Annotated in this window: 14 protein-coding genes; 8 read left to right on the top strand and 6 right to left on the bottom strand. The window is 58.0% G+C overall.

The window, feature by feature from the left end; translation table 11 throughout:
- Positions 1-96: 96 nt before the first annotated feature.
- From AABO57_19530 to AABO57_19495, 8 genes are all read left to right on the top strand, one after another.
- Entirely contained in the window at positions 97-2508 is a 2412-nt protein-coding gene (locus AABO57_19530) for a xanthine dehydrogenase family protein molybdopterin-binding subunit (GenBank protein ID MEK6287917.1), read from the top strand.
- Between the two features lie 28 nt (positions 2509-2536).
- The gene (locus AABO57_19525) at positions 2537-3025 is read left to right on the top strand and encodes a DUF29 domain-containing protein (protein MEK6287916.1); all 489 of its coding nucleotides are present in this window, start codon (positions 2537-2539) and stop codon (positions 3023-3025) included.
- A gap of 66 nt (positions 3026-3091) precedes the next feature.
- Positions 3092-3958: a xanthine dehydrogenase family protein subunit M gene (locus AABO57_19520; protein ID MEK6287915.1), complete on the top strand. Its 867-nt coding sequence runs from the start codon at positions 3092-3094 to the stop codon at positions 3956-3958.
- 189 nt (positions 3959-4147) lie between these two features.
- A complete protein-coding gene (locus AABO57_19515) occupies positions 4148-4675 on the top strand; it encodes a carbon monoxide dehydrogenase subunit G (protein MEK6287914.1) in 528 nt (175 codons plus the stop codon).
- 23 nt (positions 4676-4698) lie between these two features.
- On the top strand, positions 4699-5445 hold the full coding sequence (locus tag AABO57_19510) for a dienelactone hydrolase family protein (protein ID MEK6287913.1): 747 nt from the start codon (positions 4699-4701) through the stop codon (positions 5443-5445).
- A 321-nt stretch (positions 5446-5766) separates the two neighbouring features.
- Positions 5767-6435 (top strand): type II secretion system protein GspG, encoded by a 669-nt coding sequence (locus AABO57_19505; protein MEK6287912.1) that lies wholly within the window; start codon positions 5767-5769, stop codon positions 6433-6435.
- Between the two features lie 199 nt (positions 6436-6634).
- Positions 6635-7456 carry a dolichyl-phosphate beta-glucosyltransferase gene (locus tag AABO57_19500; protein ID MEK6287911.1) on the top strand — a complete coding sequence of 274 codons (822 nt, stop codon included), beginning with the start codon at positions 6635-6637 and terminating at the stop codon, positions 7454-7456.
- Positions 7457-7462: 6 nt separating this feature from the next.
- Positions 7463-8206: a pyridoxine 5'-phosphate synthase gene (locus AABO57_19495; protein ID MEK6287910.1), complete on the top strand. Its 744-nt coding sequence runs from the start codon at positions 7463-7465 to the stop codon at positions 8204-8206.
- A 330-nt stretch (positions 8207-8536) separates the two neighbouring features.
- On the opposite strand, the gene AABO57_19490 is transcribed toward AABO57_19495, so the two are convergent.
- The 6 genes from AABO57_19490 to AABO57_19465 form a co-directional block, all read right to left on the bottom strand.
- Positions 8537-9667 (bottom strand): D-alanine--D-alanine ligase, encoded by a 1131-nt coding sequence (locus AABO57_19490; GenBank protein MEK6287909.1) that lies wholly within the window; start codon positions 9665-9667, stop codon positions 8537-8539.
- 44 nt (positions 9668-9711) lie between these two features.
- Complete coding sequence (locus AABO57_19485) at positions 9712-10068, bottom strand: hypothetical protein (GenBank protein MEK6287908.1); 357 nt, start codon at positions 10066-10068, stop codon at positions 9712-9714.
- A complete protein-coding gene (gene rocF, locus AABO57_19480; protein ID MEK6287907.1) occupies positions 10065-10976 on the bottom strand; it encodes an arginase in 912 nt (303 codons plus the stop codon). Before rocF ends, AABO57_19485 begins: the two co-directional genes overlap by 4 nt.
- Positions 10977-10987: 11 nt before the next feature.
- Entirely contained in the window at positions 10988-11530 is a 543-nt protein-coding gene (locus AABO57_19475) for an LOG family protein (GenBank protein MEK6287906.1), read from the bottom strand.
- 134 nt (positions 11531-11664) lie between these two features.
- Entirely contained in the window at positions 11665-12978 is a 1314-nt protein-coding gene (gene asnS, locus AABO57_19470; protein MEK6287905.1) for an asparagine--tRNA ligase, read from the bottom strand.
- A 91-nt stretch (positions 12979-13069) separates the two neighbouring features.
- The gene (locus AABO57_19465; GenBank protein ID MEK6287904.1) at positions 13070-13360 is read right to left on the bottom strand and encodes an ATP-binding protein; all 291 of its coding nucleotides are present in this window, start codon (positions 13358-13360) and stop codon (positions 13070-13072) included.
- Positions 13361-13485 lie beyond the last annotated feature (125 nt).

Here is a 13485-nt window from a genome sequence, read left to right as displayed (position 1 = left end):
CGTGATGCGTGATTCGTGACCGGAAAGATCTGGTGAACCACTTCCGGTCACGCATCACGCATCACGCATCACTTTTCCGAAGCACGGAGAAACATCATGCCTAAGTACGTCGGACAGAGAATCAAGCGCACCGAAGATCCCAGGTTGATTCAGGGGCTCGGCCACTACGTTGATGACATCAAGCTTCCCGACACGCTTCACGTCGCGTTCTTGCGCTCTATGTATGCGCATGCGCGCATTACCAGCATCGACGTGAGCGAAGCTTCTCACGCGCCGGGTGTCGTAGCCGTCTACACCGGAAAAGACGTCGCTGCCAAGGTCGGGCCGGTGCCATGCGCGGCCGCGCTTCCAGACTTGAAGGTGCCCGACTATCGGGTGCTGGCGACCAATCACGTCGTCTTTGTTGGCCAGCCCATCGCAGTCGTGGTAGCCACCGATCGTTATGCCGCGCGCGATGCCATCGACCTGATCATGATCGATTACGAAGAACTCCCCGTGGTAGTCAATGTCGAAGAAGCGGCAAAGGGTGGACCCCTGGTTTATGAAGAGTATGGCGATAACATCGCGTACAAGCTCACCGCCGGTGAAGGCGATATCGAAGCCGCGCTCAAGGCGTCGGATCGAGTGGTCAGCCAGCGCATCGTACACCAGCGGCTCGCGCCTATCGCGATGGAAGGCCGCGGAGTACTGGCCCGCTACTTTCCCGGCGAGCAAGAGCTGACCGTCTGGTCGTCGACTCAGATACCACACCTGTTGAGAACTCAGCTCGCGCTGATGATTGGAATGCCGGAAAACAAGCTGCGAGTGATTACCCCCGAGGTCGGCGGCGGGTTCGGGTCGAAGCTGAACGTCTATGCCGAAGAAGCGCTCCTCGGCTGGATATCAATCCAACTCGGCAAACCCGTCAAGTGGATTGAGACTCGACGCGAAAACATGCAAGCGACGATTCACGGGCGTGGGCAAGTCGGCTACGTCGAGATTGGCTGCAACAACGACGGGACATTAACAGGTCTTCGCTACAACGTGTTCGCGGACCTGGGTGCGTATCATCAATTGCTCACGCCGGCTATTCCGACGTTGACCGGGTTGATGCTTTCGGGCTCTTACAAGATTCCGGCAATCCAAATAAACGTGACCGGCGTGTTCACCAACAAGATGGCCACTGACGCCTATCGAGGCGCTGGGCGGCCCGAAGCAACTTACGTGGTCGAGCGCGCGGTTGATCTGGTCGCGGCCGAGCTTGGAATGGATCCGGTCGATGTGCGCCGCAAGAACTTTCCGGCTCCGGACGAGTTCCCGTTTAAGACGGCAACCGGTTTGTTCTACGACAGCGGGGACTACGAGGCGGCGTTGAACAAAGCGCTGGCGATGGCAGACTACAAGAATCTGCGAGAAGAGCAAAAGAAAGCGCGCGAGCAGGGCCGGTTGATCGGCATCGGTCTTTCCACCTATGTCGAAATTTGCGCGCTCGGTCCTTCTCAGGCAATGCCGGCAGGCGGATGGGAAAGCGCGACCGTCAGGATTGAGCCGACAGGATCGGTGACTATCTTGACTGGCGCGTCACCGCACGGGCAAGGGCAGGAGACGTCGTTTGCGCAGATTGCCGCCGACGAGTTAGGCGTTGACCTGAACGCGATCACCGTCATTCACGGCGATACGGCGATCGTTCAATATGGGATCGGCACGTTCGGAAGCCGCGCGACCGCGGTAGGCGGAACAGCGGTGTTTATTGCTATCGAGAAGCTGAAAGAGAAGGCAACGAACATCGCGGCTCATATGCTGAAGACGGACGCTTCGAACATCGTGTTCAAGGAAGGCCGCTTCACCAAACAGGCTGCCAAGGCCGCTTCCGCGGGAGCTGGGGCTAAGCCTGAGCCCGAGCCTGATGTGCCGGTAGGAGAAGCTCCGGCGGGTGCGTTGCCCGAGCCGGATACCGGCGGCAATAGTGTGACGATTCAAGATGTCGCGCTTGCGGCTCATATCGCTCGAGACATTCCACCCGGCTCGGAGCCTGGATTGTCCGCGACCTACTTCTTCGAGCCAACCAACTTCACGTTTCCGTTTGGCACTCACATCGCGGTGGTGGAAGTCGATCGCGAAACGGGCGACATAAAGTTCCTACGCTACGTCGCGGTAGATGATTGCGGCAAGGTGATCAACCCGATGCTGGTCGATGGCCAGGTGCAAGGCGGTATCGTGCAAGCGCTCGGGCAAGCGATGTACGAGGAAATCGTCTACGACGAACAAGGCCAGCTCGTGACCGGAACGCTGATGGACTACGCGGTGCCGAAGGCGTCGATGATTCCGTGGATGGAGCTCGATCGCACGGAGACGCCTTCGCCAGTCAATCCGCTCGGGGTGAAAGGAGTCGGCGAGGCGGGAACGATCGGTGCTACGCCGGCCATTGTAAACGCGATCGTAGACGCGTTGTCGCCCTTCGGCATTCGGCATCTGGATATGCCGGTAAGACCGGAAGCAGTTTGGCGAATCATTAGCGCGCAGGCATAAGAAAGCCGCGGGGTTGCTCGCGGATAGTATGAAGAAAATCGAGACAGATGACGAGCTGCAGGTGGGTCGCGTAAGGAGTCAGGGGATGGGCGTGAACTGGGCACGACTATCAGCGGAATCACATTATCAGGTCGCTGTTGAGATCGAGCGAGCCCTGCTCCAGGGCGACGCCGACGAAGCAGAGGCCGGCATCAAGGAGCTGATCGACGCGTTGGGGCGATCCGAAAAAAGAGCGCTAAAGAGCCAACTCATTCGCTTGATGGCACATATCATCAAGTGGAAAACACAACCCGAACGACGGTCATATGGTTGGGTCGCCACGATCTACAACGCCAGGGAGGAAATTGCAGACATCCAGGCTGAGACACCGAGCTTGACGGATGATGTGATCAAGAAGATGTGGGATGGGTGCCTTCGGGCGGCGACCCGTGAGGCTGAAGGTGAGATGAATCAGGAATCCGCCGTGTCACCCGTCTCCTGGCAGGAAGTGTTTGATGACGAGTGTGAAGTCAAGTAGAACCCCCACCGTCAAGCGTGGAGCGGTGACAGTCGTTCATGACCGGATTAGCGAAGGAGAGTGAATATGATCCCAGCACAATTTGACTATCTAACCCCTGCAACGCTTGCTGAAGCGATCTCGCTTCTGGGGCAGCATCCAGACGAAGCGAAGATTCTCGCGGGCGGTCACAGCTTGATACCCGCGATGAAGCTTCGGCTCGCTACGCCGCAGGTCTTGATCGACATTGGACGCATCAAGGACCTCTCCTACATTAAAGAGGAGGGCGGACAGATTCGCATCGGAGCGATGACCACGCACTATCAGATGGAAGCGTCCGACCGGCTGCGCGAGATATGCCCGCTGCTGCCTGAGTGCGCCGCTCAGATCGGGGACGTTCAAGTGCGAAACAAGGGGACGATCGGCGGGAGCGTGGTCCACTCGGACCCGGCCGGCGATTGGCCGGCGGCGATCATCGCGCTCCGCGCGGAATTGGTCGCGGTCAGCGCTGCGGGCGAGCGCGTGATAAAGGCAGATGACTTCTTTGTCGATATGCTGACGACCGCGCTTGGCGCTGGGGAGATCCTTCGCGAGATTCGGATCACTCCGCCGAAAGGCCGCTTCGGTCAGGCGTACTTGAAGGTGCCCCAGCCTGCGTCGGGGTTCGCAGTGGTTGGAGTCGCCGTCAATCTGACTCGCGATCAAAGCGGAGACTGTCAATCCGTCGGGATCGGTATGACCGGTATCGCGTCTAAGGCTTATCGGGCGAGCGCGGTTGAAAAGGCGCTCACCGGAAGCGCGCTCGACGAGCCGGCGATCGCAGCGGCTGCAGCGCATGCGACGGATGGGGTTTCGGTTAACGGCGACCTCTATGCATCCGACGCTTATCGGCGTCACCTCGCGCAGGTCTACACTCGCCGCGCTATCGAGGCTGCGGCCTCGAGAGCGAAATAGGTTTCGTGTTCCGGGTTTAAGGTTCCGGGTTCGAGGTTCCGGGTTACAGCTTTGAGCAACTCTTCCGGAATCCTGAATCCGGAACTCTGAAGTCTGAACTCTGAACTCTGAAGTCTGAACTCTGAACTCTGAACCCTGAACTCTGAACCCTGAACCCTGAACCCTGAACCCTGAACCCTGAACCCTGCTATGAAGGTTGAAGGCACCCACGAGCTTCATGCCAGCGTCGAGCGCGTCTATCAGGCTTTGATTGACCCGGCGGTGTTGCAGCGGTGCATCCCGGGGTGCGAGCGCCTCGAGAAGACCGGAGAGAATGCATACTCGACGACTCTTCGCGCCGGAGTCGGCTCCATCAAGGGATTGTTCACCGGCAACGTTCGCCTCGAAGACATGAGCCCGCCGCATCATTTTCGCATGATCGTGGACGGGAAAGGCCAGCCGGGCTTTCTAAAGGGCGCCGGCGACCTCGACCTCGAGGAGCGGAACGGCGTCACCGTAGTCCGCTACACGGGCGAAGTACAGGTCGGCGGGACAATTGCCAGTGTCGGGCAGCGCATGCTTCAGGGCGCGGTGAAGATGATGGCTGCGCAGTTTTTCACCGCCATCGAAGCCGAAGCAAAAACCGAAGCGCACGAGGCTCCACCGACGCACGGCTTTTTTCGAACAGCCCTGAGGTGGTTCTCAGGGTGGCTTCGCCGAAAGTTGCGGGTTGGTTAGAAGCGGCGCCTTTTAAGAATCCAATGATAATCACCACTCAATACGCCAGCGTCCCAGTCGACGGAAGCCAGATGCGAATGTTCGTCGCCGCGCCAAAAGCGGAAGGGAAGTTTCCTGGGATTCTCTTTTACTCGGACATCTTTCAACTCACTGGACCGATGCTCAGGTCATGCGTGCGACTGGCGAGCTACGGTTTCGTGGTCGCCGCGCCTGAGATCTACCATCGAATCGAGCCAGCGGGAACGGTGATTCCGTTCGACGACGAAGGCCGAATTCGAGGAATGGCTGGCGCGGCGCAGACTGAGGTTGGTGAATTCGATGCCGATTGCCGGGCGGCCCTCGATTATCTGAATCAACATTCGAGTGTTGAGAAAGACAAGCTCGGCGCAGGCGGGTTTTGTATCGGCGGACACCTCGCATTTCGAGCCGCGCTTCAGCCCGATGTGCTCGCGACGGCTTGCTTCTATGGGACTGGGATTCACAACGGCAAGTTAGGAAAGGATGAAGACGCCGGCTCGCTTGAAAGAGCCTCGGATATTCGAGGCGAGCTATTGATGGTCTTCGGCACGCTGGATCCGCATGTTCCGGAAGAAGGCCGCGCAAAGATACAGACGTCGCTCGAGCGCGCCGGCACAAAGTTCTCGATCAGCCTCTATCCCGCCGAGCACGCTTTCATGCGAGACGAAGGTCCGCGCTACGACCCGGAGGTTACCGATCAGGCGTGGAGTGAAATGATTCAGTTCTTCCGGCGAGTGATTCAACATCGGTGAAGCCGAATCACCGGCGCCAATCTCAACCTTTCACTTTATTAGAATGAGGGAGTTGAAGGAAGGGCACCGCCGGGTTTCACGCCTGGAGCAGCGACCCACCAGCTATCATTAGTTCTGGACTATGATTAGCCTCGGACATTCATCCACTTTCACCAGTTTGCTATTTACAACTATTGGCGTGGCAAAAAACATTGCTGCCAATGTGAAATGTCGTCCTACTCTCTTGTACATAAGTTGCTCGCTACTGACTGTGACTTTACACGGGTCTCCCGCATTGAATCAACGGCGGCGACCGGTCTAAACTTGACGCTGTAGGACTTCATGGCAACTCAGGAACAGGACGCACACATATGCCGGGAGTGCGGCGCAAGGGTGGCGCTAGATCGTCGCTACTGTGTGCATTGCTATTCTCCGGTCGGCGCAGGCTCGGCGCGGGCGCACGTTGAGTTGGCCCGCAAGACTGCAACCACGCACCGCCCTGATCCAACGTTGGTTTTCTCACCGGAAAAGCATGAAGCGATTGTCCGCCGAGCGCGCACCCGCAAGCGAATATTCATCACCGCCACGGTTGCGTTGGCGATTGTCGCGGCCGGCGCGGTTGCTTTGAGCATCGTGAGTCGCAACCGGCTCGAGACTCAAAAAACTATGGCGCGTGAACAGGCGGCCCAGCGCGATCTCAATGCGCTCGCCGCCGCGCTCGAAAGATTCAGAGATGATGTGCAGCGTTACCCGACCAACGCTGAAGGACTGATATGCCTCGTTCGCAAGCCGGCAGCAGTAAGGCAGGACTTCGATGAGAGTCATGGCGTCTGGTTCGGGCCTTACCTTGATCACGTCCCCGAAGTTGACCCGTGGGGAAATGACTATGTCTATCAAACGGCGGATGGCGGCACGAACTTCGAGCTTTTTTCCCACGGCCCCGGTGGTGAAACAGGCTTCGACAGCCGGTTTCGAGTTGGTTCGCGAGCGGCGACGCCGGCTACTCCATAATGTGGGAGGTGACTTTGCGGGAACACCGGGTTCGCGCAAAGCACGCTAAGACTCGCAAAGGCCGCAAAGTCCCCGGCGCCGGCAGTTGAACGCAACAGCCGCCATCATCAGGGGCATTTATCGCCGCCTCGAACCACTGACTAACTGAACATCGATATGCTATAGTCCGACCTGCCGATCAACATCATCGCTAACTCATATGGCCTGGTTCTTATCCATCGTTGTTCCCGCTTATAACGAAGAAAAACGCATTGGGCGCAGTCTGGATGATCTCTTGCGTTTCCTTGAAACTCAATCTTACCGCGCCGAAGTGATAGTCGTGGATGACGGCTCCTCGGATGAAACTTCCCGATGGGTATCGGACAGAATATCCGGATACCGTGACGCCGGGCATGAGCTGCGCGTTGTGAAGAACACACCCAATCGTGGGAAGGGCTATAGCGTAAAGCGCGGACTCACCGAGGCGAAGGGCGAAATAGTCCTGTTCAGCGACGCCGATTTTTCTTCTCCGATCACCGAAGCCTCGAAGCTGATCGATCCGATTTCAGAAGGCCGGGCGGACGTGACTATTGGCTCTCGAGCGCTCGACCGTGGGCTGATCGGCGTGCACCAGCCGGCGATGCGCGAGTTTGGCGGCATCGTGTTCAATTTCTGTATGCGAATTATTACCGGGCTGAAATTCAAGGACACACAGTGCGGCTTCAAGGCGTTCCGGCGCGAGGCCGCGCTTCCGGTGTTCGCGCTCCAGCGCGTCGATCGTTTTGGCTTCGACCCGGAGGTGTTATACATCGCCAAGAAGCAGGGGAATCGTTTGCTCGAAGTGCCGGTGGTTTGGAATCACGTCGAAGGCGGCGAGTTGCAGAACAAGTTGAACTATCTGCGCGACTCGATGAATATGTTCGCCGATCTGATTCGCATACGGGTGAACGACGCGGCGGGCCGCTACAAGAATCCGCCCGATGACTACCGGCTAGCCAATACCGCGAGCAGTAGCGAGCCGCTCGGTCCGTCGGGTCATTGAGTCACCATGACAATCAGACTGAACGTCAACATCGATCACATCGCGACAATCCGCCAGGCGCGCCGCACCTGGGAGCCGAGCGTCGTAGCCGCAGCCGTGCTGGCAGACCTTGCGGGCGCCGACGGAATTACGATTCATCTTAGAGGCGATCGCCGGCACATTCAGGATGAAGATGTGCGGCTCCTGCGGGGCGTGGTCAAGTCTCATTTGAATCTCGAAATGGCCGCCACCGAAGAGATGGTAAGGATCGCGTGCGATGTTCGTCCCAATACGGCTACGCTGGTGCCCGAACGAGCCGACGAAGTGACGACCGAAGGCGGGCTCGATGTGGCCGCGCACGAGGAAGGGATCAAGCTTGCAGTCAATGAGATTTCGGACGCCGGGGTGCTGGTCAGCATCTTTGTAGATCCCGATTTGGCCCAGATCGAAGCTTGCGGGCGAGTGCGCGCACAGCAGATCGAAATATGCACGGCTCGCTTCGCGGAGCTTACGGATCCGGCACGCGCTTCCGATCCGGCGCAGGTCGACGCAGAACTGGTTCGCATTTCCGCTTGCGCGAGTCGAGCGGATGAGCTTGGGCTGAAGGTCGCGGCGGGCCACGGATTGACTTACCGCAACGTCGGCGCGATCGCCGAGATCTATCCGATTGAAGAGCTGAACATCGGCCACAACATTGTCGCGCGAGCGGCTCTGGTAGGAATGGAACGCGCAGTTCGAGAGATGATTGCAGCGATTAACGGACGGCTGTAAAGCGCGGCGAGAAAAAAAAGCCGCGCGGTTGGTGGGACCCGCGCGGCGCTAAAAGATTCAGTTGATGAGAAAGTGATTCGTATCGAGATGATCTTGGTTCAAAACCATCCACGCCGGACTATCCGCGTCGCATGCTGCGGGCGCGCCATGTTAATCGTTGGCAAGCATAGGGCCAAAGTTAAGTCTCAAATAACCAGGAGAAGCTCCGAGTAGATGGGGTATTGGTCAACACATGAGTTGTCCCTTGGTGCCAGTTTTCACCATGCGAATGTTTCAGACGATCTCTGGTGTGTGCGTATGCGCGAAAACCTGACGCGCACACCCCGACGGCTATTCACCACCGGCTTCACGCCTCGGCTGGTAGCTTGTCAAGTTCCGCGACTTGTCGCGATGGCGCTCGATCGCTAACTGGATGAGGCGATCTATCAAATCCGAATAAGGAATCCCGCTGGCCTCCCAAAGCTTCGGATACATGCTGATCGAAGTGAATCCGGGCATCGTGTTTATCTCGTTTATGATTACTCGATTCGTTTTGCTTTCAACAAAGAAGTCGACGCGAGCCAGCCCCGATCCGTCAATCGCCTGAAACGCGCGTATGGCGTCGCTTTGGATTCGCTCGATTATCTCGCGTGGAAGCCTCGCCGGCACTTCGGTTCTCGAGGCGCTGTCGATGTACTTGTCTTCGTAATCGTAGAACTCGTGGCCCAGGATTATCTCGCCCGGTAGGCTTGCCGCCGGATGTTCATTACCCAGTATGCTCACTTCTATCTCACGTCCGTTGATCGCGCGCTCGACAATTACCTTTCGGTCGTAGCGCGCGGCATCGTCAATCGCATCGTGGAGTTCCTGTTTGTTGATTGCCTTCGAGATGCCGACGGATGAGCCGAGATTTGCAGGCTTAACGAACACCGGAAACCCGAGCGAGCGGCTGATGCGATCAACCACGGCAACAGAATTCTCTTCCCACGACGATCGCAAGAACCATTCGTACTCGGCGATCGTGAGACCGGCGCTTTGGAACAACTGCTTCATCGCGACCTTGTCCATGCCAGTTGCTGAAGCAAGCACTCCGCAACCAACGTATGGAACGCCAGCCATTTCGAGCAAGCCCTGGATTGTGCCGTCTTCGCCGTAGGTGCCGTGCAACACGGGAAAGACCGCGTCGAGAGGCTCGCTCGACAGCGTGTGTTCTCCGTCATCGAGCCGAGTCAGCCCTTGTTTCGTCGGGTCACCGATGATCGCGACCTGTCGAGGGCTCTTTGAAGCCATCACCGCCTCGGGCAGCATCGCGGTTGCGTTCCCCGACACAAGCCATCGCCCCTCCGCGGTGATGCCGATGGGCACGACTTCGTACTTGGATTTGTCCATGGCATTGATGATGGACTCCGCCGAACGAAGCGAGACCTCGTGCTCGCCCGAGCGCCCTCCGAAGATCACCCCGACTCTTAGTTTCCTTGGCAAATCAGAACCTCACCTGCGATGTAGCGCACAGACTAAGATCTGCGCTACCTCTTTCCCCGCTCGTTAGTCATATCCCAGTTGCGGATTCGGCTCCTGGCGATAGCGATCCTGCGCCACGCCAGCAAGAGATGAGCGATGCAGAATCCCAGTGGGAGCAAGACGAAGGGACTCAGAAGCAGCAACAGGAATCGCGCGGGCGACTTCGACCAAACCGGCATCGACGCGATAAGCACGAGCGCGATCAGTGGAATGAATATTCGAGACTGCTCGTTGAGCTTCGCTATTCGATCTTGAAGCTCAACAACGAGGGTATCGCGGTCGATTCCCGGCGCCGCCTCCGCGCGCAAGCCGCGATTAAACTCGGGTGGCACCTCGTGAACGTTAAGCGGTGATGGCTTCACAGGATCTTCTTTCCAAGCGCGGACAGTATTAGTTCGACAGCGAGCAGTGCGGTCTGGTTTGCCGTGTCGAACACCGGATTCACCTCGGTCAGCTCAACAGAAAGCACTCGGCCGGAGTCCGCGATCTTCTCCATCGCCAGATGGCTCTCGCGGTAAGTCGCGCCCCCACGTTCGGGGGTCCCCACGCCTGGTGCGTAGAACGGATCGATGAAATCCATGTCCATGGTAACGTGAAACCCGGCCGTGTTCAGCGAAGCGATCTCGACCGCTTCGGCTACGACGTCTGGAAGTCCGCGTTCATCCAGTTCGCTCATCGAGAAGACGCGGATGCCGGTGCTCCTGATGAAGTCGCGCTCGCCGGGATCGATGCTGCGGGCGCCGATCACGGCGACGTTCTCGGGCAGGACCTTCGGCGCGAATCCCGCGACGTGAGTCAGCTCGCGCGCTCCACGGCCGAGCAGCGCCGCTAGCGGCATCCCGTGAATGTTGCCGGATGGCGAAGTCTCGGGGGTGTTGACATCGGTGTGCGCGTCCAGCCAGACGATGCCTACTCGCTTGTTGTGCTTGCGGTAGAAGCTGGCGACGCCTGCGACGCTGCCGATGGCGATCGAATGATCCCCGCCGAGGATGACCGGAAGCGCGCCGTCGTCCAGGGCCGCTTCCACCATCGCCGCGAGTTCTTCGGCTGCCTCGGCGATTTGCGGCAGGAAGTGCGCGCGCGGACTGGTGCGCTCGATGGATTCGGCCGGGCGAACGTGAACGTTTCCCGCGTCCAGAACTTCGTAGCCCAGTAGCGCTATCGCTTGATTGAGACCGGCTATGCGAATTGCCGAAGGCCCCATGTCAACGCCTCGACGACCCGCGCCCAGGTCCATCGGCACTCCGATAATCTTAGCCTTCTTGTTCATCACGCCTTGTTTCAATATATCCGTTCCTTCAGAATCGCGACAGCTTGCTCGGCGGTTTCGGCGAAGGAAAGATGCTCGAGGTCGCTCTCAGAAATCACGAGGTGCTGGCTCAGGCATTCGATGGCGCCGGGCCAGCACTCGCCGAGCAGGATCAAGGGCCGCTGCGGAAGCACGTTCATCACCAGCTTGTTCCAAACGAGCGATATCTCGGTGACGGTTCCCATTCCTCCGCGCAGCGCGATGTAGCCAGCCGAGTCGCGGATCAGTATTTGAAGCCGCGTGTAGAAATCAGCGCTCGGTTCGATCTTTTTGAGATAAGGGTTAGGCGCGGACTTGAACTGTTCCATCGTCACGCCGATGACGTGACCGCCCGCTTCGTGGGCGCCGCGGCTGATGGCTTCCATGACACCGGCGTAGCCGCCCGAGCAAACATCGAAGCCTGCGTCGACTAACAAGCGGCCGAGCCTGAGGGCCTCTTGATACTCGGCCGCGTCCGGCCCGCACCGCGAGCCGCCGAATACTGTTATGCGCTTTCGCTTGTCGCCTTCGTTCAAACCTCACCTCGCTCCCCTTGAGTAATTGAGAGCAATTTCACCGCAGAGCCGCAGAGAACGCCGAGGTGCCGCAGAGAAGGGCTCTCTGCGCTCTCTGCGGTAAAGCGGCATCGCGGAAAGCTTCCTTAATCCAGCTAGGGTTTCAACCGGTACAACATCCTCGGGAAGGGAATCGTCTCGCGAATATGTTCAATCCCACACAGCCACCCCGTGCAGCGCTCGATGCCCATCCCAAATCCGCCATGCGGAAAAGTCCCGTACTTGCGAAGATCCAGGTACCAATCAAATGCTTCTTCCGGCAGACCGTGAGCCTTAATCTGTTTCAGCAAGTACTCCAGGTCATCCGCGCGCTGGCCGCCCCCGATCACTTCGCCGTAGCCCTCAGACGCCAGCACGTCCACGCACAGCGCAAGCTCGGGCCGCTCTGCGTCCGGCTTCATGTAAAAAGCCTTCACCGCCGCCGGGTAGCGATGCACCAGCACAGGGCGATCAAACTGGCTCGATAGGTAAGTCTCATCGGGTGCGCCGAAGTCCCCGCCCCATTCGAACCGCTCTTGAAGCTCGCCCTTAGCGTGCGCTTCTTGAAGCATCTTTACTGCGTCGTCGTATTGAAGCCTCGGGAATGGCGGCGCGACCTTCTCAAGCTTTGAAATATCGCGTTCAAGCTCCGCCAGTTCCTTGCGCCGATTCTCGAGCACTCGGTGAACGATGAACGTGATGAACTCTTCGGCGAGATTCATGATGTCGTCAAGCTCAGCGTAGGCCACTTCGGGCTCGACCATCCAAAACTCGGTCAGGTGGCGGCGCGTCTTCGACTTCTCGGCGCGGAAGGTCGGGCCGAAGCAGTAGACCTTGCCGAACGCGGCGGCGGTCGCTTCGTTGTAGAGTTGACCCGATTGCGTGAGGTACGCCTTGTTGTCGTCGAAGTAGTCCACTTCGAACAGAGTCGTCGTGCCTTCGCACGCGGCGGGTGTGAAGATCGGCGTGTCCATCAGCAGGAATCCGTTCGAGTCAAAGAAGTCGCGAACGGCTCGAATCACCTCTGCTCTGATCGAGAGTATCGCGTGCTGCCGTTTCGAGCGCAGCCACAGATGCCGATTGTCCATCAGGAACTCAACGCCGTGTTCTTTGGGCGTGATCGGATAATCGTGAGCGATCTGCAGGACTTCTACGCCGGTCAGATCAAGCTCGTACCCGCCCGGCGCGCGCTCGTCGGCTCGGACCTTGCCGGTCACGATGATCGAGGATTCCTGCGTGAGCTTCTCGAAATCGTTCCACACCTGTTCGGGGACGTTCTTCTTGAAGACAACTCCTTGAATGATGCCTGACCCGTCGCGGACTTGCGGGAACATCAGCTTGCCGCTGGACCGCATGTTATAAAGCCAACCCTTGAGGGTGATTTCTTCTCCGACGTGCTTCGATACATCGCGGATGTAGGTTTGATTCATCGTTCACCTTGCCGGTTAAGATTGGAGACTCGAGTTGAAAGGACAATCCTACTACAGCGGATTCAGCGATTGAAGTTGGCTTTGACCTTGGCTAGTCTAGCAGGCTGCTGAAAAAGGACGAGCCTACCGCGATCAGATTGACGAACGATGCGGCGGTCGATAGAAGAAAGCTTCTTGCTGATCCATCGCCGTTGTCCCGGATTGTGATCGCATTGGCGTCGTCATCGATCCTGATGTCCAGCCTTGTCGCATCAGAGTCGAAAGCATTGCTTATGAATTCCTTGAGCGCCTGTGGGAAGCTTGTGTATGTACCCTCGCTAAGCAACCGAACTAGATCCACCGCTGGTTCTGTTGGAACCAGCACGCCATCTCGGTAATACATTGGAACCTCCCTTTTGGAGAAGCGTCTAAGATGAAACCTTCACTTAAATAATTTCAGGATCCTGGCAGCACTGTGAAAGGGAGGCCACAGCACGTCTCCATTGAAATTGGAGTCATTATTGCACT

The organism is Acidobacteriota bacterium (assembly GCA_038040445.1).
GTDB lineage: Bacteria > Acidobacteriota > Blastocatellia > UBA7656 > UBA7656 > Onstottus_A > Onstottus_A frigus.
This window is presented reverse-complemented; position numbering and strand designations above follow the sequence as displayed.

Bases quoted from the DNA above. Each gene is read 5' to 3' on its own strand.
- AABO57_19530 (MEK6287917.1), top strand. From the start codon at position 97: ATGCCTAAGTACGTCGGACAGAGAATCAAGCGCACCGAAGATCCCAGG.
- AABO57_19525 (MEK6287916.1), top strand. From the start codon at position 2,537: ATGAAGAAAATCGAGACAGATGACGAGCTGCAGGTGGGTCGCGTAAGG.
- AABO57_19520 (MEK6287915.1), top strand. From the start codon at position 3,092: ATGATCCCAGCACAATTTGACTATCTAACCCCTGCAACGCTTGCTGAA.
- AABO57_19515 (MEK6287914.1), top strand. From the start codon at position 4,148: ATGAAGGTTGAAGGCACCCACGAGCTTCATGCCAGCGTCGAGCGCGTC.
- AABO57_19510 (MEK6287913.1), top strand. From the start codon at position 4,699: ATGATAATCACCACTCAATACGCCAGCGTCCCAGTCGACGGAAGCCAG.
- AABO57_19505 (MEK6287912.1), top strand. From the start codon at position 5,767: ATGGCAACTCAGGAACAGGACGCACACATATGCCGGGAGTGCGGCGCA.
- AABO57_19500 (MEK6287911.1), top strand. From the start codon at position 6,635: ATGGCCTGGTTCTTATCCATCGTTGTTCCCGCTTATAACGAAGAAAAA.
- AABO57_19495 (MEK6287910.1), top strand. From the start codon at position 7,463: ATGACAATCAGACTGAACGTCAACATCGATCACATCGCGACAATCCGC.
- rocF (MEK6287907.1), bottom strand. From the start codon at position 10,976: ATGAACAAGAAGGCTAAGATTATCGGAGTGCCGATGGACCTGGGCGCG.
- asnS (MEK6287905.1), bottom strand. From the start codon at position 12,978: ATGAATCAAACCTACATCCGCGATGTATCGAAGCACGTCGGAGAAGAA.
- AABO57_19465 (MEK6287904.1), bottom strand. From the start codon at position 13,360: ATGTATTACCGAGATGGCGTGCTGGTTCCAACAGAACCAGCGGTGGAT.